General features: G+C 56.8%; 22 protein-coding genes and 1 pseudogene. 15 read left to right on the top strand and 8 right to left on the bottom strand.

Going from position 1 to position 22,935, the window contains the following annotated elements; genetic code table 11:
- Nucleotides 1-18: 18 nt before the first annotated feature.
- Complete coding sequence (locus IFU29_RS02855) at nucleotides 19-948, bottom strand: LysR family transcriptional regulator (protein ID WP_191932577.1); 930 nt, start codon at nucleotides 946-948, stop codon at nucleotides 19-21.
- A gap of 118 nt (nucleotides 949-1,066) precedes the next feature.
- Between IFU29_RS02855 and IFU29_RS02850 the strand changes: the two genes are divergently transcribed.
- From IFU29_RS02850 to IFU29_RS02830, 5 genes are all read left to right on the top strand, one after another.
- Nucleotides 1,067-2,506, top strand: a complete 1,440-nt coding sequence (locus IFU29_RS02850) for an NAD-dependent succinate-semialdehyde dehydrogenase (RefSeq protein ID WP_191932576.1) — start codon at nucleotides 1,067-1,069, stop codon at nucleotides 2,504-2,506.
- A 22-nt stretch (nucleotides 2,507-2,528) separates the two neighbouring features.
- Complete coding sequence (locus IFU29_RS02845; protein WP_187509077.1) at nucleotides 2,529-2,861, top strand: carboxymuconolactone decarboxylase family protein; 333 nt, start codon at nucleotides 2,529-2,531, stop codon at nucleotides 2,859-2,861.
- A 14-nt stretch (nucleotides 2,862-2,875) separates the two neighbouring features.
- A complete protein-coding gene (locus IFU29_RS02840) occupies nucleotides 2,876-3,856 on the top strand; it encodes an NAD(P)H-quinone oxidoreductase (protein WP_187509078.1) in 981 nt (326 codons plus the stop codon).
- A 222-nt stretch (nucleotides 3,857-4,078) separates the two neighbouring features.
- Complete coding sequence (locus tag IFU29_RS02835; protein ID WP_187509079.1) at nucleotides 4,079-4,363, top strand: hypothetical protein; 285 nt, start codon at nucleotides 4,079-4,081, stop codon at nucleotides 4,361-4,363.
- Nucleotides 4,341-4,700: a bleomycin resistance protein gene (locus tag IFU29_RS02830; protein WP_191933102.1), complete on the top strand. Its 360-nt coding sequence runs from the start codon at nucleotides 4,341-4,343 to the stop codon at nucleotides 4,698-4,700. The genes IFU29_RS02835 and IFU29_RS02830 overlap by 23 nt, the downstream gene beginning before the upstream one ends.
- A gap of 55 nt (nucleotides 4,701-4,755) precedes the next feature.
- Here IFU29_RS02830 and IFU29_RS02825 read toward each other — a convergent pair whose 3' ends face one another.
- Both IFU29_RS02825 and IFU29_RS02820 read right to left on the bottom strand, forming a co-directional pair.
- On the bottom strand, nucleotides 4,756-5,934 hold the full coding sequence (locus IFU29_RS02825) for an AI-2E family transporter (RefSeq protein ID WP_191932575.1): 1,179 nt from the start codon (nucleotides 5,932-5,934) through the stop codon (nucleotides 4,756-4,758).
- A gap of 115 nt (nucleotides 5,935-6,049) precedes the next feature.
- A complete protein-coding gene (locus tag IFU29_RS02820; RefSeq protein ID WP_191932574.1) occupies nucleotides 6,050-6,838 on the bottom strand; it encodes a spermidine synthase in 789 nt (262 codons plus the stop codon).
- A gap of 300 nt (nucleotides 6,839-7,138) precedes the next feature.
- Between IFU29_RS02820 and IFU29_RS02815 the strand changes: the two genes are divergently transcribed.
- Nucleotides 7,139-7,432, top strand: a complete 294-nt coding sequence (locus tag IFU29_RS02815; protein WP_191932573.1) for a hypothetical protein — start codon at nucleotides 7,139-7,141, stop codon at nucleotides 7,430-7,432.
- Between the two features lie 278 nt (nucleotides 7,433-7,710).
- Here the strand turns inward: IFU29_RS02815 and rsmF are convergent, their stop codons facing one another.
- The 3 genes from rsmF to yebS form a co-directional block, all read right to left on the bottom strand.
- Nucleotides 7,711-9,150 carry a 16S rRNA (cytosine(1407)-C(5))-methyltransferase RsmF gene (rsmF, locus tag IFU29_RS02810; RefSeq protein ID WP_191932572.1) on the bottom strand — a complete coding sequence of 480 codons (1,440 nt, stop codon included), beginning with the start codon at nucleotides 9,148-9,150 and terminating at the stop codon, nucleotides 7,711-7,713.
- A gap of 159 nt (nucleotides 9,151-9,309) precedes the next feature.
- On the bottom strand, nucleotides 9,310-11,943 hold the full coding sequence (locus IFU29_RS02805; RefSeq protein WP_191932571.1) for a PqiB family protein: 2,634 nt from the start codon (nucleotides 11,941-11,943) through the stop codon (nucleotides 9,310-9,312).
- Nucleotides 11,912-13,156: a membrane integrity lipid transport subunit YebS gene (gene yebS / locus IFU29_RS02800; protein ID WP_191932570.1), complete on the bottom strand. Its 1,245-nt coding sequence runs from the start codon at nucleotides 13,154-13,156 to the stop codon at nucleotides 11,912-11,914. Before yebS ends, IFU29_RS02805 begins: the two co-directional genes overlap by 32 nt.
- A 223-nt stretch (nucleotides 13,157-13,379) precedes the next feature.
- On the opposite strand from yebS, the gene IFU29_RS02795 reads away from it, so the two are divergent.
- The 4 genes from IFU29_RS02795 to htpX all read left to right on the top strand — a co-directional run bounded on the left by IFU29_RS02795 (nucleotide 13,380) and on the right by htpX (nucleotide 17,801).
- Nucleotides 13,380-13,880 carry a GAF domain-containing protein gene (locus tag IFU29_RS02795; protein WP_191932569.1) on the top strand — a complete coding sequence of 167 codons (501 nt, stop codon included), beginning with the start codon at nucleotides 13,380-13,382 and terminating at the stop codon, nucleotides 13,878-13,880.
- A gap of 96 nt (nucleotides 13,881-13,976) precedes the next feature.
- On the top strand, nucleotides 13,977-14,669 hold the full coding sequence (proQ, locus tag IFU29_RS02790; protein ID WP_191932568.1) for an RNA chaperone ProQ: 693 nt from the start codon (nucleotides 13,977-13,979) through the stop codon (nucleotides 14,667-14,669).
- A 19-nt stretch (nucleotides 14,670-14,688) separates the two neighbouring features.
- Nucleotides 14,689-16,734, top strand: coding sequence for a carboxy terminal-processing peptidase (gene prc / locus IFU29_RS02785; RefSeq protein WP_191932567.1), 2,046 nt, complete (start codon nucleotides 14,689-14,691; stop codon nucleotides 16,732-16,734).
- A 185-nt stretch (nucleotides 16,735-16,919) separates the two neighbouring features.
- Nucleotides 16,920-17,801, top strand: a complete 882-nt coding sequence (gene htpX, locus IFU29_RS02780; RefSeq protein WP_062746218.1) for a protease HtpX — start codon at nucleotides 16,920-16,922, stop codon at nucleotides 17,799-17,801.
- 48 nt (nucleotides 17,802-17,849) lie between these two features.
- Here the strand turns inward: htpX and IFU29_RS02775 are convergent, their stop codons facing one another.
- Nucleotides 17,850-19,223: an MFS transporter gene (locus IFU29_RS02775; protein WP_191932566.1), complete on the bottom strand. Its 1,374-nt coding sequence runs from the start codon at nucleotides 19,221-19,223 to the stop codon at nucleotides 17,850-17,852.
- 187 nt (nucleotides 19,224-19,410) lie between these two features.
- On the opposite strand from IFU29_RS02775, the gene kdgR reads away from it, so the two are divergent.
- The gene (gene kdgR / locus IFU29_RS02770; protein ID WP_191932565.1) at nucleotides 19,411-20,202 is read left to right on the top strand and encodes a DNA-binding transcriptional regulator KdgR; all 792 of its coding nucleotides are present in this window, start codon (nucleotides 19,411-19,413) and stop codon (nucleotides 20,200-20,202) included.
- A gap of 38 nt (nucleotides 20,203-20,240) precedes the next feature.
- On the opposite strand, the gene IFU29_RS02765 is transcribed toward kdgR, so the two are convergent.
- Complete coding sequence (locus IFU29_RS02765) at nucleotides 20,241-20,477, bottom strand: YobH family protein (RefSeq protein ID WP_191932564.1); 237 nt, start codon at nucleotides 20,475-20,477, stop codon at nucleotides 20,241-20,243.
- Nucleotides 20,478-20,700: 223 nt separating this feature from the next.
- On the opposite strand from IFU29_RS02765, the gene IFU29_RS02760 reads away from it, so the two are divergent.
- From IFU29_RS02760 to cspE, 4 genes and pseudogenes are all read left to right on the top strand, one after another.
- Nucleotides 20,701-20,976, top strand: a complete 276-nt coding sequence (locus IFU29_RS02760; protein WP_191932563.1) for a YebO family protein — start codon at nucleotides 20,701-20,703, stop codon at nucleotides 20,974-20,976.
- 18 nt (nucleotides 20,977-20,994) lie between these two features.
- Nucleotides 20,995-21,993 carry an MBL fold metallo-hydrolase gene (locus tag IFU29_RS02755; RefSeq protein ID WP_191932562.1) on the top strand — a complete coding sequence of 333 codons (999 nt, stop codon included), beginning with the start codon at nucleotides 20,995-20,997 and terminating at the stop codon, nucleotides 21,991-21,993.
- A gap of 531 nt (nucleotides 21,994-22,524) precedes the next feature.
- Nucleotides 22,525-22,694, top strand: a pseudogene (locus IFU29_RS02750) (DUF2627 domain-containing protein).
- On the top strand, nucleotides 22,681-22,890 hold the full coding sequence (gene cspE / locus IFU29_RS02745) for a transcription antiterminator/RNA stability regulator CspE (protein ID WP_001062678.1): 210 nt from the start codon (nucleotides 22,681-22,683) through the stop codon (nucleotides 22,888-22,890). Before IFU29_RS02750 ends, cspE begins: the two are co-directional and overlap by 14 nt.
- Nucleotides 22,891-22,935 lie beyond the last annotated feature (45 nt).

Genomic DNA, 22,935 nt, shown 5'->3' with positions numbered 1-22,935 from the left:
GAACCGCGCACCCGGCACTCAGCGGTCGGCCCCGGTTGACCAGATGGCGGGCTGGCCGATAAAGGTCCGCAGTGCATTCATAAACAGGCTCACCCGCGCCGGCGGGTTTCTCAGCGCCCGCAGGGCGTGGATGCCGGTCACCGCAGCCGGCTGCTGTGACCACGCCGGACAAAGTTGGGTCAGTAATCCCGCCCGGATATCTTCGCCTGCAACCCAGTCCGGCAGGTAGGCAATGCCCATGCCTTCTACTGCCGCCAGGCGCATGGCCTCAAAATCATCGCAGCCAAAGACCGGCGGGGTAGGCTGGCTGCGCGCCGGATGCCCCAGCACGTCTGCCCACCCCAGAAGATCGGCCCCGTGCAGCTTATCGATAAGGCGGTGGGCGGCGATCTCAGACAGCGCCCGGGGTGTCCCCGCCTGGGTCAGGTAGGCCGGGCTGGCACAGAGTACCCGGGTCTGCTGCGCGATGCGCGTGGCAATCAGCGTGCTGTCGGGCATATCACCAATGCGGATCACCACGTCAAGCCGCTCGGCCACCGGATCAGCAATGCGCTCGGTCAGATCCAGCTCTACGCTCAGCTCAGGGTACTGACGCATAAGCTGGCCCATCACCGGCAGCACGTAGCGCTTGCCGAACGTCGGGTAGCAGGCCACCCGCAGGATGCCGGTGACCTCGCCCTTCATGGAGGCCAGCTCCTGCCGGGCATCCTCCAGAGAATCGAGGATCTGCCGGGCGCGGATCAGCAGCGCTTCCCCGGCATCGGTCAGCGTCAGGTGGCGGGTAGAGCGCAGGAACAGCGGTGTTTCAAGATAGGATTCCAGCGCGTCAATCTGACGCCCGATGGATGAGGGCGTCCGTCCGCGACGGCGTCCTGCGCCGGAAAAGCTGCTCTCCCGCGCCACGTCGACAAATACGCCTAAAAACTCAGCAAATTTTTCTGACTGCATCTGTGCATTCTTTGCATAGCGGTTGTGGGTGAGGGCTATCTTATCAGTAATCCACTTCCCCCTTAAGCTTCTCCTCATCAGCCAGACACTCCCGCAAACGCCTGAGAGGAACAACAACATGCAGACCCACGCTTACGATCCGCTTTATCTTTTCATTAACGGCCAGTGGTTAACCGCCGGGGCCCGCGATACGGCAGCAGTGATTAATCCCGCCGGCGGTCAGACGCTGGGTCACCTGCCGATGGCGACCCGCGACGATCTCAGCCTGGCGCTGACCGTGGCAGAGCAGAGCTTTACCGTCTGGCGTCACACCGTCCCGGAAGAGCGTGCCCGTATCATGAAAAAAGCCGCTGCGCTGATGCGCGACCGGGCAGAGCACATTGCGATGCAGATGACCCTGGAGGAGGGCAAACCGCTGGGGGAAAGCCGGGATGAAGTCGAGCGTGCGGCCGATTACTTTGAATGGTTTGCTGAAGAGGCACGCCGCATTGACGGCCGCGTCGTTCCGGCCAACCGCCCCGGCGTGCAGCAGCTGGTCACCCGGCAGGCTATCGGACCCGTGGCGGCCTTTACGCCGTGGAATTTCCCGGCCATCACCCCGGCCCGCAAGCTGTCTGCGGCGCTGGCGGCGGGCTGTAGCGTGATCCTGAAGCCGGGGGAGGAGAGTCCGGCCACGGCGCTGGCGCTGGCCCGCTGCCTGGATGATGCGGGACTGCCTGCTGGCGTACTGCAGATCGTGTTTGGCGTACCGGATACCGTCTCTGCCACGCTGATCGCCTCGCCGGTGATCCGTAAGGTGGCTTTTACCGGCTCGGTACCCGTGGGCCGTCTGCTGTCTGAGCGGGCCGCAGCGGGGGTCAAACCTGTTTCACTGGAGCTGGGCGGCCACGGCCCGGTGCTGGTGTTTGCCGACGCGGATATCGACGCGGCTGCGGAAAACGGTGCGGCAAACCGCTTTCGCGGGACCGGGCAGATCTGTATCTCCTCAACCCGCTTTCTGATCCAGCGTGCGGCCTACGACCGCTTTGTCGGGCGCTTTGTGGCGGTGACGGAGGGCCTGATTGTCGGCGACGGTACGGCGGCGGCGACCCAGGTGGGCCCGCTGGCCAGTGCGCGTCAGCTGGAAAAAATGGCCTCACTGGTCGCGGACGCGGTGGCTAAAGGGGCGGTGGTGTTGACTGGCGGCCAGCGAATTGACCGCCCAGGCTTCTTCTTCGCCCCCACCGTGCTGGCGAATGTGCCGATGAGCGCGCGCATCATGCATGAAGAGCCCTTTGGCCCGATTGCCATCATGCGCCCCTTTGACCAGCTTGAGGACGGGCTGGAGGAAGCCAACCGGCTGCCCTATGCGCTGTCGGCCTATGCCTTTACCTCCGATGCGCGCACCGCACTTGACGTCGGCCAGCGGCTGGAAGCCGGCATGATTGGCATTAACCAGTATCGCATTGTCGCCACCGAGCTGCCCTTTGGCGGGATGAAAGAGAGCGGCCACGGCTCTGAAGGCGGACGCGAGGGCATTGCTGCTTACCTGACCACGAAATTTATCAGCCAGATCTGAATATCCTCCGGAGAAAAAAGCGATGAAAGCGATTGATTTTACCCGTCCACGTGACGCCGCGCGCCCGTTTACCCCCAAACTGGCCGATTTTGTCGAGGAGCCGCTCTACTCACAGGTGTGGAGCGATCCGGCCCTGGCCCCGCGTGACCGCAGCCTGATCACCATCGCCTGCCTGATAGCGATGGGGCACGCCAACGAGTTACCTGCTCACCTGCGGCGCGGTATCGAAAATGGCCTGACCCGGGCAGAACTGAGTGAGGCGATCACCCACCTGGCGTTTTACGCCGGATTCCCGGCGGCGATTACCGCATCCGCGTATGCGAATGCCACGTTTGCCGATACCAACACCGATTAAGGGAGAGTGAAACGATGCAGGCGATTACCTTTAATGAATTTGGAGCACCCGACGTCCTGACGCTGGCCGGGGTAGACGAACCACTTCTGCGGCCGCACGATCTGCTGGTACGCACCCGCGCGGCGGGAGTGAACCGGGCCGACCTGACCTATCGTCGGGGAGGATATGGACGGCCTGATTTCGGCGATTCTTCCCTGATGGGGCTGGAAATTGCCGGAGAAGTGATCGCGATGGGGGACGCCGTGGAGGGCTTCCGGCCGGGCGATCGGGTAATGGGCATTGTCGGTGGTGGGGGCTATGCGGAACGGTCGCGCATTGATTACCGCATGGCGATGCCGGTCCCGGAAAGGCTGGACTTTATTCAGGCGGCGGCCATCGCCGAGGTGTTCGTTACCGCCCACGAGGCGCTGATCCACCTTGGCAGGCTGCAACCCGGAGAAACCGTGCTGATCCACGCTGGCGTTGGCGGCGTTGGCGGGGCCGCTGTCCAGCTGGCAAGCGCCTCCGGGGCCACGGTGATGACCACGGCAAAAGCGCACCATCACGATCTGGCCGCGCGTCTTGGCGCACATTTTTCGGTCGACTATGAAAACGAAGACTTTGCCGATGCGGTGAGCCGCCTCACCGACGGGAAGGGCGTAGACTTGATACTTGATTTTATTGGCGCACCCTATTTTGAACGCAATATTAACGCGCTGAACTTCGGCGGACGCCTGGTGCAGATCGGTATTATGGGCGGAACTGAACACGCCAGCATACCGCTGGACCGGCTGCTCTACCGCCATATCCACATCATGGGAACGGTGATGAAGTCACGGTCGCAGGACGTTAAGCACGCCATGACGCGCCGCTTCCGCGAGCAGTGGCTGGACAGTTTCAGCAACGGCAGCCTGCAGCCAGTGATTGACAGCGTCTTTCCTCTGGCCCAGGCGGCCGCAGCCCACCAGCGGATGGAGGCCGGTCTGAATGCCGGTAAAATTGTGCTGACAGTGTAAGCGCGGGCAATAAACGGGCCTGCGGGCTCGTTTTATCCTCATCGCTTTATCTGGTGCCATGCTGAAATGCCGCTCAGATTAAACTTGTGTAAACCCGGGGCCAGCGTTTGCTTTTACCGGTTCCTTATCGCACTATCTTCAACGGCTTACTGCATCCGGTGTAAGCTGCTGCGGGCACCGTTGCCCGGTATGGACTGGGCCTCGACTGAAAAAGGTGTTGTGATGGGAACCATGTTAGGGCTGCTGGGCTTAATGCTCGGGGCGTGGGCGGTACGCAGTATTTGCATGAAGCCGATGGGTGACGTTAAAAAGGTGACGCTGTCACTGATTGCCGGGCTGTTCTTCTTATCCGCCGGGGGGATTGGGGGGACAGAAGAAGATAAGATGCCTTACGCTATCGTAGCCATGCTGATGGGCGCGGCGGCTGTGTGGTACGGAAACCGCCTGTATCATCAGGCCGTTACCAGAGAAGAAAGAGGGCATGATGACCGATCGCGCCACCCCTAATCTGCCTTCGCGCAATTTCACTGAAACAGAAGCCTTTTATTCCCGGGCGGGATTTACCCCCACCTTTAAAGACGATCACTGGTTAATTCTGGTTCGGGGAGACCTGACGCTGGAGTTTTTTCCACATCCCGGGCTTGACCCTGACACCAGCTGGTTTAGCTGCTGTCTGCGGCTTGATGATGTCGATGCGTTTTATGCCGCATTGCTGGCGGCAGGAATCGAGGAGAAGAGGGCCGGTCTGCCTCGTCTTCATCCTCCTGTTGCCCAATCCTCTGGCATGAAGATCGGCGCGCTGCTGGATGGTGATGGTACGCTGATACGCTTAATCGGTAACTGAAACGGTGGGCGTAGCTGGCGGAAAAAAAACGGGGCTCACTGAGCCCCGCTGAGGATTATGACTTGCTCTCTTTCTGCAGCGCCGCCTCTTTCTGCAGGGCTTCTTTCTCCAGCAGTTCCCGCTCCTGGTTTTCCTGATGCGTCTGACCTTCCTCGATAAAGTCGGGGTCAATCTCGTCGGTATTCCCCTTGTGATCTTTACCTGACAGCAGGTTCCAGCAGGAGATAAACAGGGCGGCAATCAGCGGCCCGATGACAAAACCGTTCAGACCGTAGATCTCCATCCCGCCCAGGGTGGTGATCAGGATCAGGTAATCCGGCATCTTGGTGTCTTTGCCCACCAGCAGCGGGCGCAGGATGTTGTCGATCAGACCAATCACCACGACGAAGAAGAAGGTCAGCGCCAGCGCTTTTACCATCGCCCCGGAGAAGAAGAAGTACAGTACCACCGGCAGCCAGATGATCGCCGAACCAACGGCCGGGATCAGGGACAGGAACGCCATCAGCGAACCCCATAAAATGCTGCCCTGAATATCCGCGAACCAGAAGGCAATCCCTCCAAGCGCACCCTGTACGGCGGCGACCACCACCGTGCCCTTCACCGTGGCGCGGGAAACCGCCGCGAATTTGACAAACAGATGCTGTTTAACAAACTGCGACAGCGGGATTGCGTCCAGCGTCAGGCCGACCAGGTAGGCACCGTCCTTCAGCAGGAAGAACAGCAGATAAAGCATCACGCCAAAACCGATGGTGAAGCTGAAGGTGCTTTTACCAATCATCATCAGGCTGCCGGCGAAGAACTGGCCGCCTTTCATGGCCACACCGGAGAGTTTTTCCTGAATGGCACCGGCATCGTTCATATTGTTTTCGGCCAGGAAGTGACGCAGCCAGTCCGGCAAATGGTTAACAACGCTTGCCGCGACCGTGGTCAACTCGGTCTGGTTACCCTGCAGCCGGTTGTAAAGCGCGTTGAACTCCACCGCCAGCGACGAGGCGACGATGGCCAGCGGAATAAACACAATCAGGCAGATGACCAGCAGCGTCAGCAGGGAGGAGAGCCCGTTCCTGTCGCCGAGGTGTTTTCTGATTTTAGTTTTCAGCGGATGGAAAATAATCGCCAGGATAGCAGCCCAGAGGATGGCGGAAAAATACGGTCCCAGAATGTGAAAAAAAGCCAGCGTGGTGACGGCCAGTATAAAGATAAAGAAGCCCTTACTAATGCCCTGAATAATCATTTTATTGTCTCGGTAATTAACTTATTCCTTGCCCGCGCTAAAAATAGACCACGTCTGGGTTAGCAGCAATGGTTATGCGTTATTTAGCCGTAAGAAAGTAAAATGGTGGCCGCCGCTAAGGGGCAGGCCAGAAAGCCAGCTTTTGCGCCAGCGGACTCATATCGGTGGCAAAGTCGACGCCCGTTTCTTTCATCTGCTGTTTCCATGCGGCAAGCGGACGGGATAATTGCGACGAGCTGGCATAAATCACGACGTTACCAGTAGGTGTAGTGCAATAGAGCACGGTCGCGAAAAGCGCGGTCAGGGCAGAGGAGAAGGGTGAGCTGGCCTCCGGCTTATGGGCGTGATTCAGCACCAGCCATCCCCCATCCTGCAGCTTAGCGGCGCAGTGGCGAAGAAAGGCTGCAGAGGTCTGCAGCGGCGCAATGGCGTTGGCAGAGTAGAGGTCGGAGAAAATCAGCGAGTAACGGCGGCCATCGTCATGCGCAACAGCCTCACCGGCATCCGCCACCAGGTAGTGAATGCTGCTGCTGACCGGCAGGTGGAAATAGTCCTGCGCCACCGTCAGCACCGCCTGACGCAGCTCAACCACGTCTATTTCGACCGCCGGGTCGCGGGCAAAGAGTGACCGCACCAGGCTGCCGCCGCCGAGTCCGAGCAGTAAAACCTGCCTGGCCGGTGTCAGCGCCACGGCCATCAGCATCGCCCGGATGTAATAATGCACCGGCAGGGCGGCGTGATGCTTCTGCATTTTGCTCTGTTCGAATATCCGGTCAAAACTTAAAATGCGGAAGGTTTTATTGTCGATGACGATCACCTCGCCGTAGTCATCTTTCACCGTGGCCACAATGTCGCCACGAATACGAAAGATCGGGGAAGAGGTGTACAGATCGATATCGGACATAGTGATAACTCCGTGACGTTCAGCCTGCGCTGCGTTCCTTTAATGTATCCAGAGGCCATGTTTGCATGTTACCGCCGTGCAGAGCAATGACCGTACAGTACCGCCAGACCAGCAAATGCCTTATTTCGGCTGAATTTTCAGCAACCGGCAATAAATCGGTCCGTCAGCGGGCTAATCAGCATAAACATATCTCAAATTCTTGCATCGTGTCTTGTTTACCGGCGTCCGGCACTTTACGATGGCAGGTGGCCCAGTGTTTCGGATACCCGTGGCACTGATAACTGGCCTGGAGCCTGTTGCATGAAAAGCGAGAAAGAAATTTCCATCGACCAGTTTACGGAAGAAGAAAAAGTATTGGTGGAGCAGCGGGTTAAGACGTTGACCGATAAACTGAGTCACGTTGCCAGTAAGAAAGAAGAGAAAGAGATCCTGAAAGAAGCCAAGCGCCTGGTGATGAAAGAGCGCGTAGTGCGCGAAAGCAGCAAAGTCGTTCTGGCGAAAAAGCCGCGTAAACCTTCAGCGGCCAAAGAGAGTGAAGTGAAAGATTTTAACTGGAGTGCCTCGCTGCGTAAGAACCCGCGCGCGTTGAAATAATCTGGTTTCCGGGGCTGTGGTGGCCCTGGCACTTCCCGTCTTGTCCTATCCCACGATAATCAAATGTACCAGCCTTGCGAGCACTTCGATAATCAACAGACTGCCTGCCGTAATAAGCGCCAGCGTCAGGTAAAACTGCGTGCGATTGTTCATGGCTTTCGAATCCGTGAAGGTCAGAAAAGAGTCAGTTTAATCTGCATCCGGTAAACCGGGCGTCAATACGTGCGGAATAAATGCAGATAAGTGCAGGCTGGCGGCGATTAAACGCCGCCGGCTGTTTACAGACTGAAAAGCTTCCCGTCGCGAACCAGTTCGCGGGGATAGTTATTTTTGATGCGGCTTCCTACCTTTTTGGCCAGGCCAATCGTCTGCTGCTGATAACAGATAATCAGTTCATTTCCCGGCAGGTCGCGTTCCGGATAAATATCCCGGCCGCGATACCACTCCTCCGCCTCACTGGCGGTCAGCTCCACGGCATGGGCTGCCGTCGCATCGGCAAGGGCAATCGCCGCCTCATGCTGCCAGCGGTAACCTTTCGGGAACGTTTCAGCCAGTTTTAGTCCGATCCGGGAAAAACGGACCCGGCCCAGCAGTGACTCCATCGCACGCGGGAAAAGCCAGAGCTCTTTGTCACGCTGCCACAGGGCCAGTTCCTCTTCGTCCCAGCGCAGGCCGGAGCGCGCGGCGGCGGCAACCACCTCCTGCTGCTCCTTGCGGTTCAGCGGCGTAAAGGGGGGCTTGCCCACCTTATAACCGGGCAGCGGCAGCGGTGGTACGCTGGCCGTTTTCCGCAGTCTGGCGACAAAAAAACCTTCGCTGTCGAAGATTTGTGGGAACACATGGAGGAAACCCTCCGGTGTGGCGGCCTGGTCAGCCCCGGGGAAGAGGCCGTCCAGCGGCTCAATTTCAACCGCATCCGGATACTGCGCTATCAGCCAGGCTATCACCGCCTGATTTTCACTGCGGTTCAGTGTGCAGGTGGAGTAAATCAGCGTACCGCCCGGGCGCAGGGCGTGAAATGCGCTGTTAATCAAATCCTGTTGGGTAGCAGCAATATCTGCGGTGCTGGCCTCAGACCAGTTGCGCAGGGCGTCCGCATCTTTGCGTATTACCCCTTCGCCCGAGCAGGGCGCATCCAGCAGAACGGCATCGAAGCACTCCGGCAGCGCCGGGCCGAAGACGCGTCCGTCGAAGTGGGTCATTGCCGTGTTGCTGACGCCGCAGCGGCTGAGGTTAGCATGCAGCACCTTGACGCGGCTGGCAGAGAACTCATTAGCGAGGATTGTCCCCCGGTTCTGCATGCAGGCCGCCATCTGGGTGGTTTTCGACCCTGGGGCCGCGGCCATGTCCATGACGCGCTGCGGGGCGGTATCACCGCTGAACAGTGCGGTGACCGGCAGCATGGAGCTGGCCTCCTGAATATAGAACAGTCCGGCCAGATGTTCGGCGGTACTGCCCAGCGGCAGCGTGTCGGCATCGTCGCGGCTGATCCAGAAGCCTTCCTGACACCAGGGAACCGGCGTGAGCGCCCACTGGTAAGGTGCCACCAGGGCAAGAAAGTCCGCCACGCTAATTTTCAGCGTGTTGACGCGCAGGCTGCGGCGAAGCGGCGTCTGGCTGATGGCAATAAAGCGCTCAAAGTCGGCGCTGTCAGGAAGTAACTGCTGCATGTGATCGAGAAAGGCTGGCGGAAAATAGACGCGTGAAGAGTGAGACACAGGCTGGATCCAGGAGGAAAAAGTCCGGGTAGTTTAGCATGGCTGGGGGAAAGGGAAAAAAGAACAGGCCAAAAAAAGCAGTATATCCCGGCAAAATACCGCAGATAAAAAAAGAGCCTTATGTCGCGACATAAGGCTCATGGAATTTAACGCGCCGTATTACTGCGGCAGGGCGGTGCCCCATTTACGCCAGTCTTTTGGTTCTTCATCCTCCAGCAGGAAGTGTTTACCGGAAGACGCCTGCGGTGCCAGCGGTACCGTTGGCGGGGTGGCAAAGGCGATGCCGCCCTGAATAAACTGCTGGAAGGTGCCGGTCTTCACCACGCCGCCGATCAGGCCAAACTTCAGGTTATAACCGGAAGCCAGCCAGAACACCGAGTTGTTGCGCACCAGGTGCTGGTACTTTTTGCTGATCCGCAGGGTGATCTGCACGCGGTCGGCCATGGCGCCCAGCGACGTTCCGGTGATCGTGCCGACTTCCACACCCCGGAACAGAACCGGGGTGCCCACCGACAGCGAGCCGCCTTCAGGCGCATCCACCACCACGTTCAGCCCGTCAAGATAGCGGGCGTCGGTAATGGTCGACTCCTGCAGTTCGAAGCTGCGCTGTCCGCGTCCCTTGCCGGGATCGACATTGATATAAGGCTGCAGCAGGGTTTCCAGGTGATTCACGCCAGCGGCGGAAATCTGTGGAGAAACCACCGAGAAGCGGGTGCCAAGTCGGGCGAAGTCCTGAACGTATTCGGGGTAGAGCACCGCTTTCGCGATGACCTGCTTATTCCCTTCCCCCAGCGCCAGCGACTCCAGCTGCCCGATGGTGATGCCCAGATAGCGGATTGGCATTCCCGCCGACAGCTTGCTGGCATCATAGGTGCGCAGGGTGATCTGGCTGCCGACGGCGCGCGCGGCGGTTTCGGAGTCGTAGAGCACGCGTTTATCTTTACGCGTTAAGCCCACGCCAGCGCCCGTCAAATTGTCAAAGCTGATGGCTCCCTTCAGCGCCCGGTTCAGCGGGGAAGCCTGTACCGTCAGTCCGCTGCCATTAAGCTGCACTTTCGCACCGCCCTCGGCCCAGAATACGCTGCTCTGCGACAGCAGGCGGCGATACTCCGGTTTAATATGAACGTTCACATCAAACGAGTCGGACAGCGGCGTCACGCTGACAATCTCCCCAACCTGGTATTTACGGAACAGCACCACCGAACCGGCCTGAATATCCGGCAGGCTGCTGGCGGTCAGGGTCAGCGTGGTGGGCAGGGTGTCACCGATGATGCCTTCCTGCGCTTTTTCACTGTTGGCGTAAAGCGGATAGCGGGCGCGGGCATCGCCTTTCTTGCCCGGATCGAGGCGGATGCCGCCGTCGACCCACTCGCGCGCGCTGGCCCCCAGCACCTCCATTCCGTCAATGCCCAGTTTGACGTCAAGACGACTGTTAATAATAAATTTACTGTCTGCGTGCACCAGATCGCGATATTCGGCGGCCACGGCCACGTTGAAGTCCACGCCTTTCTCGGTCAGCGTACGTTTAACCACCTGGCCAATGCGCATTCCGTGCAGCATCAGCGGCTGGCCGGCATCAATGCCATAGCTCTCCGGGGCGGTCAGCGTCAGTTCCAGCACATCGGGCTGTTGCAGCGGGGACTCATTGTCCGGCAGGACCACAAAATGGGTCTGTGGCGCGCCTTCGCCCGGGATCAGCTCCAGCGTATTACCGGTCAGCAGGCTGCTCAGACTGGTATCGCTCAGGCTGACTTTCGGACTGCGCATTTCAATGCGCGTGCCGGTGCGCATCAGGCCGGTCACCGACGGGTCAAGCGTCAGTTCGCCGCTGACTTTGCCATTGTCCAGCAGCGTCATTTTGGTCAGCGTACCCACCTCAAGCCCCTGATACATCAGCGGAGTACTGTCCTCCTTGAGGTTTTTGCCGTCCGGCAGGTCGAGTGAGATCATCACGCCGCGCTGGCTCTGGGCCAGATCGGGGTAGAGCGAATAGCTGTCGTCCGATTTGGCCGCGGGCGATGTTTCCGGCGAATCGAAGGCAATCGCCCCGTTGACCAGGGCCGCCAGGCTTTCCAGCTGGACTTTTGCTCCGCTCAGGCCAACATCGGCCTTCACGCCGGAGACATTCCAGAAGCGACTCTCTTTTTTCACCAGATTGGTGAAGCGGCGCTCAATCAGCACGTCGATAGTCACGCCCTGATTACCGGCGTTCAGGCTGTAGTCATAGACACGGCCGACCGGTATTTTACGGAAATAGACCAGCGATCCGCTGTTCAGCGCACCGAGATCGGGGGCATGTAGGTGGATCATCATTTCGCCGGTGTTGACCCGGTATTTAGGCTGAGTGTCCAGGGCGACAAAGTTCTCACTTGGTTCCCCTTTGCCGGGCATCATGCCGATGTAATTCCCGCCCACCAGCGCATCCAGGCCCGACACACCGGCCAGTGAGGCTTTTGGCGTCACCAGCCAGAACTGCGTATCTTTGCGCAGGGCATCGCGCATGTCGCTCTTTATGCTGGCCTTGATTTTAATGGTGCGCAGGTCATCGGTCATGCTGATCCCCTGCACCAGACCCACTTCCACTCCCTGATAGCGTACCGGGGTACGGCCCGGCACAATGCCGTCCGCCGTCGCGAAATCAATGGTGACCGTTGTGCCGCGCTCCTGATAGTTCGTCCAGATCAGCCAGCCGGCAATCAGCAGAGCAATAAACGGCAGCAACCAGAAAGGCGATATTTTGCGCCGGTTTTTGATGCGTGCGCTAGTCGGTGTAGTCGGCGTTTCCTGTTGCATGTGCATCCCAAAGTAAACGGCTATCCAGCCACTCAACGGCGAGGATAGTGAGTATGACTGCTGACCCAAAATAGAAGGCAGCCGGTCCCATAGTAAAAGCCAGTAACTGGTCGCGGTTGACCAGTGACATCGTTAATGAAATGACAAACAGATCGAGCATGGACCAGCGGCCCACCCACTTCACCACGCGCAGCAGGCGGATGCGGGTTCTCAGACCCTGTTCACACTTGAAATGGATGCTGACCAGCAGCGTCAGCAGCACAATCACTTTCGTAAAGGGTACTAATATACTGGCAATAAACACCACGATAGCCACCGGAATATTACCGGAGGCCAGCGAAAGTATCCCGGAGAGGATCGTATCCTCCTGTCGGGCCCCGTTCAGGTAGATGACAGAAATGGGCAGCAGGTTCGCCGGGATCAGTAAAATGATTGAGGCGATCAGCGATGACCAGGACTTCTGCAGGCTGAAGCGGCGGCGGAAGCGCAGGGGGGTGTGACAACGCGGGCAGCGTCCCCGATCGTCAGCCAGGCCCGTATGATGGCAGCTCAGACAGACCCGCAGCTTGTCGGGGGCGACATGAGGATGCGGCTGCGGATAGAAACGGTGCCACAGTTGCTCCACATTAAGATGAATCAGCGTTACCAGGCTCAACACCGTCAGCAGAACAAAGGCCACCAGACCGATCCCGGGCGTAATGTCCGCATACTCCTGGACCTTAATGGAGGCAATCGCGACCCCCACCAGATAGATATCCAGCATCACCCACTCTTTCAGGCGGTCCAGCATCAGCAGCACCGGGCGCAGGTTCATCCCCAGCTTTTGACCGAAGTACAGGTAGGCAATCGACGCCACCAGGGTCACCGGGGCCCCGATCGTACAGAAGGCGACCATCGAGGCGGTGATCACATCGCCCTGCTGGGTCATCTGCACGATGCCGCCCAGCAGGCTGGCATAAATATTGGTGCCGAGCAGGCGGATCGACATCAGCGATTCATTAAACGCAAAGGGCATCAGCAGCAGCATGGTGACGGCCATCGCGGTCAGACGTGTCATGGACCAGTCGCGCCCGTTAAGGATAAGCGCGTTACAGCGCGGGCAGTGCGCGGACTGGCGGGATTTCACATCTGGTAAGGAAAAAAGGGTATCGCATTGTGGACATCGCTGATAACGTGCCTGTGGCAGAGCATGACTGATGGCGTGTATTTTCATATTCCCGATCGTGCTTTAGCCCAGACAGCGCAGGTACAGGGCAGGGTTAGGCTGATTAACGCCATAAGAGCTAGACTCAGTATAGCCATGCTTCAGTATTAGGATAATTCTAAGGTTATAGTAACTAACAGAATGATTCATCTTAGCCGCTGGTTTTTTAATGCTTAATATTATCAGGCGAAGCGCTAACGCGCTTCGTTTCAGTTTCTACAATGGTTAAATAATGACAAAAGCAGAATTTTATACCGACCTCAATCGTGACATGCGCGCACTTCTCAGCGGTGAAACCAGTTTCCTGGCGGTGATGGGCAATTGTAGCGCGCTTTTATATGAACGTCTTGATGGGGTTAACTGGGCAGGTTTTTATCTGTTAACGGAAGAGAATACGCTGGTCCTCGGGCCGTTCCAGGGGAAAATCGCCTGTGTGCGCATTCCTGTCGGGCGCGGCGTCTGCGGGACGGCGGTGGCTGAAAACACCGTGCAGCGTGTGGATGATGTTCACGCTTTCGCCGGACACATCGCCTGTGATGCCGCAAGCAACGCTGAAATTGTGCTGCCGCTGGTGGTCAATGGCAGTGTGATCGGTGTCCTTGATATTGATAGTGTTGAATATAACCGCTTTGATAGTGAGGATGAAGCGGGGCTAAAAGCGTTAACGGACGGGCTTTGCGAGGTGCTTGCCGGATCGGATGTGGAAAAATTTATTCACATGAAACGCACCTAAAGCGCTGGATCACGTAGCAATTGCTGATGGGGTCATTATAATGTCGCCTGTTCATGCCTGCGCTGATTGGCAAACCCGTTGTAATCAGGAAATTTCATGGAAAATCAACCTAAGTTGAATAGCACCAAAGAAGTCATCGCCTTTCTGGCGGAGCGTTTCCCACAATGCTTTAGCGCCGAAGGCGAAGCACGACCGCTGAAAATTGGCATCTTTCAGGATTTAGTCGACCGCGTGCAGGGCGAAATGGGCCTGAGTAAAACTCAGCTTCGTTCAGCACTGCGTCTTTACACTTCCAGTTGGCGCTACCTTTATGGCATCAAAGCGGGCGCAACGCGCGTTGACCTTGATGGTAACGCGTGCGGTCAACTGGACGAACAGCATGTAGAACATGCGCGCAAACAGCTTGAAGAAGCCAAAGCGCGCGTGCAGGCACAGCGCGAACAGCAGCAGGCGAAAAAGCGTGAAGCGGGTGAAGAAACCACCCCGCGTCGTCCGCGTAAACCTGTTCGTAAACCTGCGGCAGAAGGTGAGCAGCCACGTAAAGTGCGCAGCAAGCCAGCACGTCCTCAGGCAGAACAGTCTGCTTCCGCTCCTCGTACCGAGACCCAGCCGGAACCGCGTAAGCCGGTTACCGACACCTCAGCGTTGCAAGTCGGCCAAAATATTAAAGTCACCGCAGGTAAAAGTGCAATGGACGCCACCATTCTGGAAATTTCCAAAGATGGCGTCCGGGTACAGTTAGCTTCCGGCCTGGCAATGATAGTACGCGCAGAACACTTGCAGTTCTGATACGGAGGCTAATCAGGGCATGAACACTCTTTTTAAAAGTACGATCATTGCGGGCCTGCTGATTGCAGGCAATGTATTTGCGGCCGATAATCTTACGCGTGCCGACCAAATCCCGCAGCTGCATCAGGAAGCACAGCATGCCACCGTGAGTGAGCGTGTGACATCCCGCTTTACCCGATCCCATTATCGCCAGTTCGATCTCAACAAGGATTTTTCAGTAAAAATCTTTGAACGATACCTGAACCTGCTCGACTACAGCCACAATGTGCTGCTGGCGTCGGATATTGCGCAATATGCGGACAAAAAAACGACGCTGGGCGAAGAACTTAAAAGCGGCCAGCTTTCGGCGTTTTACGATCTCTATAACCTGACGCAAAAACGCCGTTTCGAACGTTATCAGTACGCGCTGTCCGTACTGAATAAGCCGATGAATTTTACCGGCAATGACACCATCGACATCGACCGCAGCAAAGCGCCTTGGCCGAAAAGCACCGCAGAGCTTAATGAGCTGTGGGACGCCAAGGTCAAATATGATGAGCTGAGCCTCAAACTGGCCGGTAAAGATGAGAAAGAGATCCGAGAGGTTCTGACCAAACGCTACCAGTTTGCCGAGCGTCGTCTGGCGCAGAGCAACAGCGAGGACGTATTCCAGCTGGCAATGACCGCCTTTGCCCACGAGATTGATCCCCACACCAACTATCTGTCACCGCGTAATACTGAACAGTTCAATACTGAAATGAGCCTGTCTCTGGAAGGTATTGGTGCGGTGCTGCAGATGGATGATGACTATACGGTGATCAATTCTATGGTGGCAGGGGGTCCGGCGGCGAAGAGCAAAGCGATTACCGTTGGCGACCGTATCGTTGGCGTAGGCCAGCCGGGTAAACCGGTTGTCGATGTGATTGGCTGGCGTCTGGATGATGTCGTGGCGCAAATCAAAGGACCGAAGGGCAGTAAAGTTCGCCTTGAGATCCTCCCGGCCGGTAAAGGCACAAAGACCCGCACTGTGACGCTGACGCGCGAGAAAATCCGCCTTGAAGATCGGGCAGTGAAAATGACCGTGCACAACGTCGGCAAGCAGAAGGTGGGCGTGCTGGACATTCCTGGTTTCTATGTGGGTCTGACCGATGATGTCAAAGTGCAGCTGCAGAAGCTGCAGAAGCAGAATATTGACAGTATTGTTATCGATCTGCGCACTAACGGCGGCGGAGCGCTGACGGAAGCGGTATCGCTCTCCGGCCTGTTTATTCCGAGTGGCCCGGTGGTCCAGGTTCGTGACAACAACGGTAAAATCCGGCAGGACAGCGACACCGATGGCGTGACCTACTATAAAGGCCCTCTGGTGGTGCTGGTGGATCGCTTCAGTGCCTCGGCGTCAGAGATCTTTGCGGCGGCTATGCAGGACTATGGTCGTGCACTGATTGTCGGTGAACCGACCTTCGGTAAAGGCACCGTGCAGCAGTACCGTTCACTGAATCGTATTTACGACCAGATGCTGCGCCCTGAGTGGCCGGCCCTTGGCTCTGTACAATACACCATTCAGAAATTCTACCGCATTAACGGCGGCAGTACCCAGCGTAAAGGGGTCACCCCGGATCTGCTGATGCCTACCGGCGTGGAAGCGGTTGAAACAGGCGAGAAGTTTGAAGACAACGCCCTGCCGTGGGACAGCGTGAATGCGGCAAGCTACGTGAAAACCGGTGACCTCAAGCCCTTTGAACCGCAGCTGATCAAAGATCATCAGGATCGTATCGCGAAAGATGCTGAGTTCCAGTACATCATTAAAGATATCGCCCGCTTTAATGCTAACAAGGACAAGCGCAATATCATTTCACTCAACCTTGCAGAGCGCGAGAAAGAGAATCGTGAAGATGATGCCCTGCGTCTGGAACGCATCAATGCCCGTCTGAAAGCGGAAGGGAAAAAACCGCTGGTGAAGCTGGACGATCTCCCTAAAGATTATAAAGAGCCTGACCCGTATCTTGATGAAACGGTGAAGATTGCCAATGACCTGGCGCAGCTGGAAAAACAGCAGCCGCCGGCGACACCGGCAGCGGCCCAATAATCGCCACAGGCACAGCAATCGCTGTGCCTTTTTTTTATCACCCTCTGCGCGGCGCAAAAAAGTAAGACAAAGTGTAAAGTTATGTCTTTTTAAACACTTAAAGATTAAGAGTGCTTGAAAAGCGCCGTATTGACCTTACGATGGTGTTACGCGAAAAGCGGAATAACTGAGGAAGAATAAATTTTATGATGCGTATTGCTCTTTTCCTGCTAACCAACCTTGGGGTAATGGTGGTTTTCGGGCTGATCCTCAGCCTGACAGGGATCCAGTCAAGCAGTGTTATGGGCCTGATGATCATGGCGGGTCTGTTTGGCTTCGGCGGTGCGTTTGTTTCACTGCTGATGTCGAAATGGATGGCGTTACGCTCCGTTGGCGGTGAAGTGATTGAACAGCCACGCAACGAAACCGAGCGCTGGCTGATGGAAACCGTGGGCCGTCAGGCACAGCAGGCGGGTATCGCCATGCCGCAGGTGGCAATCTATCATGCGCCTGATATCAACGCGTTTGCCACTGGTGCCCGCCGTGATGCCTCGCTGGTGGCAGTGTCGACCGGACTGCTGCAGAACATGAGCCGTGACGAGGCTGAAGCGGTGCTGGCGCATGAAGTCAGCCACATTGCTAATGGTGATATGGTGACCATGACCCTGATTCAGGGGATCGTGAACACCTTCGTGATCTTTATCTCACGTATCCTGGCGCAGCTGGCCGCAGGCTTTATGTCCGGAAACCGGGACGAAGAGGGGAGCAGCAACGGCAACCCGATGGTCTACTTTGCGGTGTCCATGGTGCTGGAGCTGGTCTTTGGTATCGTTGCCAGCATCATCACCATGTGGTTCTCGCGTCACCGTGAGTTCCATGCGGATGCGGGTGCTGCACGCCTGGCCGGCCGTGAAAAGATGATTGCCGCACTGCAGCGTCTGAAAACCAGCTACGAGCCGCAGGAAGCCAGCAGCATGATGGCCTTCTGCATCAACGGCAAGTCCAAGTCGATGAGCGAGCTGTTTATGTCGCATCCGCCGCTGGACAAACGTATTGAAGCGCTGCGCAGCGGTGAGTACCTGAAATAGGCCAATCCCTGATGTGTTAAAAACCCGCCGCTGGCGGGTTTTTTTATGTCAGCCGTTTCGCGGCTGGGTCATTCTCAGGGCGCTGACCACGGCGGCTACGCTGGCAAAGCTGCCCGCCAGCAGCAGCGAGAGAGGGGTACCCTGCGTGGAAAACAGATTAAACATCAGCGCCACCAGTGCAGCGCCGCTGGACTGGCCGAACAGACGCGCGGTGCCCAGCATGCCGCTGGCCCCGCCGCTGCGGTGGCGTGGCGCGGACGAAATAATGGTGTGATTATTGGGTGACTGAAACAGCCCGAACCCGGCACCACACAGCACCATGCGCCAGATAATATCGGCGTCGGTGGGGGTGGCAGGGAGCATCGCCAGGGCAAACAGCCCGCTGGCGAACAGTGCCAGCCCGACAGCACCCAGCAGTCCCGCGTGGTAACGCTCAATCAGCCGGCCGGCAAGGGGGGCCATCACCATCGTTGCCAGTGGCCAGGGTGTCAGCAGCAGGCCGGTGGCGACTTCGCTGCGTCCCAGTGTGCCCTGCAGAAAGAAGGGGAGTGACACCATCGCCAGCATCTGCGCGCAGAAAGAGCAGATTGAGGTGCCGATAGAGAGTGCAAACACCGGGATGCGAAACAGGTCGACCGGCAGAAGCGGGATGCTCATTCGCAGCTGGCGGCGGATAAACAGCGTGCCGACGATCGGCAGCAGCAGCAGTTGTACCAGTAGCAGCGTGCCGCTGACGCCCTGAGCAAAGCCACTCAGGAGTGAAATCAGCAGGCCGAAGGTTAGCGCGTTCATCACCCCGCTGGTGACATCAAAACGCTGTTCCCGGGCCTTTTGCGGGTTATCGGGCAGGAAGCGCAACGCCAGGAACAGCGCCATAATGCCCACCGGGATATTGATCAGGAACAGCCACTGCCAGGAGGCGACGGAAAGAATGGCGGCGGCCACCGTGGGCCCGGCGGCGCTGGAGACCGCCACAATCAGCGAGTTAATCCCCATGCCCCGACCGAGATGATGCCGGGGGTAGATGATGCGTATCAGCGCGGTGTTCACGCTCATCAGCGCCGCTCCGCCGAAACCCTGCAAAACCCGCGCCACGGTCAGCATCGTCAGCGAGTCTGACAGGGCACAGAATAACGACGTACAGGTAAACAGCACCAGTCCGGCCTGATAGATACGGCGATAGCCAATCATGTCCCCGAGGAAGGAGAGCGACAGCAGGGACATAATGATCGCCAGCTGATACGCATTCACAATCCAGATCGACTGTGCCGGGCTGGCATTGAGTTCACGGGCGATAGTAGGCAGCGCGACATTGGCAATGGCACCGTCCAGCACGGCGACCGTAATACCCAGCGCAATCGCCATAATGGCACCGTAGCGCTGGGGCAAGGGTAAACCGTCGGTCGAAGGATCTGCAGGCATAGTAGTGAAATAATCAGGGGGGCGAATATCATCATGCTAATGGATTTTACGAAATTATCCAGTCTGTAAACGACTGAAAACCATCAGTGGATGTGTCGGCCAGCGTGCGGGCAGCATTGCACCGGGGCGGCCTGAATCGTATACTGGAAATGGCGTTCCATTTTTTATAAAACAACAAAGGATAAACATGACCAGTGCCGATACTGATAAGCAGCCTGATTCCGTTTCTTCGGTAATGAAAGTGTTCGGCATTTTGCAGGCACTGGGTGAGGAGCGTGAAAACGGCATCACCGAACTGTCGCAAAGGGTGATGATGTCGAAGAGCACCGTCTATCGTTTTCTGCAAACCATGAAAAGCCTTGGCTATGTGTCACAGGAGGGAGAGTCCGAGAAATATGCCCTGACGCTCAAGCTGTTTGAGCTGGGGGCGAAAGCGCTGGAGAATGTGGATCTGATCCGCAGTGCTGACGTGCAGATGCGCGATATTTCCCGCCAGACCAAAGAGACAATCCATCTTGGGGCGCTGGAAGAAGACAGTATTGTCTATATCCACAAGGTGGATTCGCTGTATAACCTGCGCATGTACTCGCGCATAGGCCGCCGTAACCCACTGCACAGTACGGCGATTGGTAAAGTGCTGCTGGCGTGGCGTGACCGTGCAGAAGTGGAGGCGATCCTGAGCGGCGTGGAGTTTACCCGCAGTACGTCGAAGACGCTCGACAGCAGCGCGGCGTTACTTCCGGTACTGGACAGAGTGCGTGCGCAGGGGTTCGGGGAAGATAACGAAGAACAGGAAGAGGGGTTACGCTGTATTGCCGTACCGGTGTTTGACCGTTTTGGCGTGGTGATTGCCGGTCTGAGTATCTCTTTCCCGACCATTCGCTTCTCTGAAGATCACAAAAAAGATTATGTGGCGATGCTGCATCATGCCGCAAAAAACATCTCTGAGCAGATGGGCTATCACGACTATCCCTTCTGAGTGAAACGGGCCGGCAGCGTGCCGGCCCGTACAATCCCTTAGTTATCGACGACTTCCGTGCTTTTTCTCAGCAGTGGGCAGTCGGTCACGCCGACAATCCCGCTGTCGGTATGCAGATACTGCGCAATAACCATCCCGCGAGCCGTCAGGTACTGGCACTGCAGACCCATTCCCGCAACATTTTTAGTGCTGCCCGTCAGGACGCCATAGCCTGTTAACAGCATGGCCAGCCAGATGATGGCCAGCAGGGCAACGATGCGTAGCAAGAACTTCATGTGTATCCCCTTATTATTTTTCGGCCGGTGTCCTCACCGCCCGCGCTCATCATAACAGCATGATGCGCACTGTCGTTAAAATCGATAAGAGGATGCTGAATCCGCGTCCTGCCCGCGCAAGAAGATTTGTGTGATCCCGCTATCAATTATCCTTCGGGCAGGTAAAATCATGCCTGCGGCGCGGCCGTTTTCCGGTCGCCCATTTTTTAGTTTTGAGGCAGGTATGAACGAAATGACAACGGGTGCGATGGATGTCGTATCGATGGGGATGGGCGCGGTACTGGTGCTGGCCGGTCTGCTGGTCTGGTTTTTCGTCAATCGCGCCAGCGTGAGAGCGAATCAGCAGATACAGCTGCTGGAGTCGTTGCTGGAGGAGCAGAAACGCCAGAATGTGATGCTGCTGCGGCTGACCAATGCGGTGGCCGGAAAAGAGCAGGCTGAAAAAGCCAGCGATGCAGGTGATAACAAGGACTTTACCCGCCTGATCCCCGAGCGCTGAGTCAATAAAGGAGCCGTCATGGCCTGGCAGAACCCCTGGTATAATCCGTCCCTTGCGCACCACACGCGTGAGGGATTCCGCAACGCCGAAGCGGATATGCGTCAGGACGGCGACCTGAAGCGCTGGCGGCGGGAACGTAAACAGCAGGGGCTGCCGCTGCCACCGGCCGGGGGGTATAAGCAGTTTATCCACCAGTGGTGGCAGCCTGCCAGCCTGAGCGGGGAAGCCGACGCCGTCTGGTGGCTCGGTCACGCCTGCCTGCTGTTGCGCACCGCAGGGCGCTATACGCTGATCGACCCGGTACTTTCCAGCAGAGCATCGCCGCTGAGTTTCATCGGGCCTGCGCGTAAAACCCCGCCAGCGCTCGCCGTGGACGACCTGCCCACCCTGGACGTGGTGCTGATTTCACATAACCACTATGATCACCTTGACCGCACGACAATAAAGAAAATCCTGCGTCGTTTCCCGCAGGTCACTTTTGTGGTGCCGCTCGGGCTGCAGGTCTGGTTTCAGCGGCTGGGTGCCCGTCAGGTGGTGCCACTGGACTGGTGGCAACAGACGCAGGTGGCCGGGCTGACGGTACATGCCGTGCCCGCCCGTCACTGGAGTATGCGTACCCTGTGGGACCGTAACCGTTCCCTGTGGTGCGGTTGGGTTATTCAGCATGCGGGTCTGAATTTCTGGTTTAGCGGTGACAGCGGATATTCAGAAAATCTGCTCGAGATCCCCCGCCGTTTAGGGCCATTCAATCTTGCCGCCTTACCGGTAGGGGCCTATGCACCAAAATGGTTCATGGCCGGTCAACATATGGACCCGGATCAGGCCGTGTCTCTGCATCGGGCTATCGGGCAACCGTATACTATTCCCATCCACTGGGGCGTGTTCGAACTGGCTGACGAAGCGCTGGATGAGCCGCCGCGTGAGCTGCGGGCGGCGATGCAGGCGGCGGGCCTGGACGACAGTCGCTTTAGCGCATGGAAGATCGGCGCTGAAATGTGGCTGGATAATATAAATTAGGATTAATCCTAACGATATGTTGTTATATCGTCATCCTGATAGAGAGAATGGCATCTAATTAATCAAACAGATTGCACATAATATTGATAATACCCGTATGCAGATCAATGCATTTAAATGGGGCAGGGGATCGGGCTCTTTCCTTCTTTTGGTGCAACGCAATTAAAAAATGGCGCTAATGGCCGGTTCCTATACAAAACCTTAACGCATTGTACAGATAAAGTGGCGTTGAGCGCGGCCGTATTGAAAAAGCTTTGCCATATTTATGCAATAATAACAACGCTAAATATTTTCTTTATCCCGTCGCGAAACAGACTTCTAGTCTGCTGCAGTTTAAGATGGAAGGCGTAATGAAAAGGCGATGGCACGGCAAACCGTGCCAGCTGGTGAAACATCAGGCATTAATGTGCAATCTGTGCCCGCTATCGTTTTAAATGTGTGCGACATCTCTATCCCTGTTTAAAAATGACTTGCCATTAATTAACGGATATGTGATAAAACATTCGGGTAAAACGAGGTACAGTTCTGTTTATGTATGGCATCTTGAGTAAAGAAGTTCTGAGTAAAGACGTTGACGTTGAATACCGCTTCCTTGCCGAGCCTTAATTAGTGCCTCATGCAGTAATGTCTCTGGTTTTTCTGTACGTAAAGCCCACGGGCGAATAAACACTCTAAGGAATTTGCAAAATGGCAAAGATTAAAGGTCAGGTTAAGTGGTTCAACGAGTCTAAAGGTTTTGGCTTCATCACCCCAGCAGACGGCAGCAAAGATGTATTCGTACATTTCTCTGCAATCCAGGGTAATGGCTTCAAAACTCTGGCTGAAGGCCAGAACGTTGAGTTCGAAATTCAGGACGGCCAGAAAGGCCCTGCTGCTGTGAACGTCACCGCTATCTAATTTTCGATCTGAGCCTGTCAATAACGCCCTGTGCGTAATCCAGGC

The sequence above is a fragment of the Erwinia persicina genome (genome assembly GCF_014838825.1).
GTDB lineage: Bacteria > Pseudomonadota > Gammaproteobacteria > Enterobacterales > Enterobacteriaceae > Erwinia > Erwinia persicina_A.
This window is presented reverse-complemented; position numbering and strand designations above follow the sequence as displayed.

Coding starts and splice junctions, on each gene's coding strand:
- IFU29_RS02855 (WP_191932577.1), bottom strand. CDS start 948: ATGCAGTCAGAAAAATTTGCTGAGTTTTTAGGCGTATTTGTCGACGTG.
- IFU29_RS02850 (WP_191932576.1), top strand. CDS start 1,067: ATGCAGACCCACGCTTACGATCCGCTTTATCTTTTCATTAACGGCCAG.
- IFU29_RS02845 (WP_187509077.1), top strand. CDS start 2,529: ATGAAAGCGATTGATTTTACCCGTCCACGTGACGCCGCGCGCCCGTTT.
- IFU29_RS02840 (WP_187509078.1), top strand. CDS start 2,876: ATGCAGGCGATTACCTTTAATGAATTTGGAGCACCCGACGTCCTGACG.
- IFU29_RS02835 (WP_187509079.1), top strand. CDS start 4,079: ATGGGAACCATGTTAGGGCTGCTGGGCTTAATGCTCGGGGCGTGGGCG.
- IFU29_RS02830 (WP_191933102.1), top strand. CDS start 4,341: ATGACCGATCGCGCCACCCCTAATCTGCCTTCGCGCAATTTCACTGAA.
- IFU29_RS02825 (WP_191932575.1), bottom strand. CDS start 5,934: ATGATTATTCAGGGCATTAGTAAGGGCTTCTTTATCTTTATACTGGCC.
- IFU29_RS02820 (WP_191932574.1), bottom strand. CDS start 6,838: ATGTCCGATATCGATCTGTACACCTCTTCCCCGATCTTTCGTATTCGT.
- IFU29_RS02815 (WP_191932573.1), top strand. CDS start 7,139: ATGAAAAGCGAGAAAGAAATTTCCATCGACCAGTTTACGGAAGAAGAA.
- IFU29_RS02805 (WP_191932571.1), bottom strand. CDS start 11,943: ATGCAACAGGAAACGCCGACTACACCGACTAGCGCACGCATCAAAAAC.
- yebS (WP_191932570.1), bottom strand. CDS start 13,156: ATGAAAATACACGCCATCAGTCATGCTCTGCCACAGGCACGTTATCAG.
- IFU29_RS02795 (WP_191932569.1), top strand. CDS start 13,380: ATGACAAAAGCAGAATTTTATACCGACCTCAATCGTGACATGCGCGCA.
- proQ (WP_191932568.1), top strand. CDS start 13,977: ATGGAAAATCAACCTAAGTTGAATAGCACCAAAGAAGTCATCGCCTTT.
- prc (WP_191932567.1), top strand. CDS start 14,689: ATGAACACTCTTTTTAAAAGTACGATCATTGCGGGCCTGCTGATTGCA.
- htpX (WP_062746218.1), top strand. CDS start 16,920: ATGATGCGTATTGCTCTTTTCCTGCTAACCAACCTTGGGGTAATGGTG.
- IFU29_RS02775 (WP_191932566.1), bottom strand. CDS start 19,223: ATGCCTGCAGATCCTTCGACCGACGGTTTACCCTTGCCCCAGCGCTAC.
- kdgR (WP_191932565.1), top strand. CDS start 19,411: ATGACCAGTGCCGATACTGATAAGCAGCCTGATTCCGTTTCTTCGGTA.
- IFU29_RS02765 (WP_191932564.1), bottom strand. CDS start 20,477: ATGAAGTTCTTGCTACGCATCGTTGCCCTGCTGGCCATCATCTGGCTG.
- IFU29_RS02760 (WP_191932563.1), top strand. CDS start 20,701: ATGAACGAAATGACAACGGGTGCGATGGATGTCGTATCGATGGGGATG.
- IFU29_RS02755 (WP_191932562.1), top strand. CDS start 20,995: ATGGCCTGGCAGAACCCCTGGTATAATCCGTCCCTTGCGCACCACACG.
- cspE (WP_001062678.1), top strand. CDS start 22,681: ATGGCAAAGATTAAAGGTCAGGTTAAGTGGTTCAACGAGTCTAAAGGT.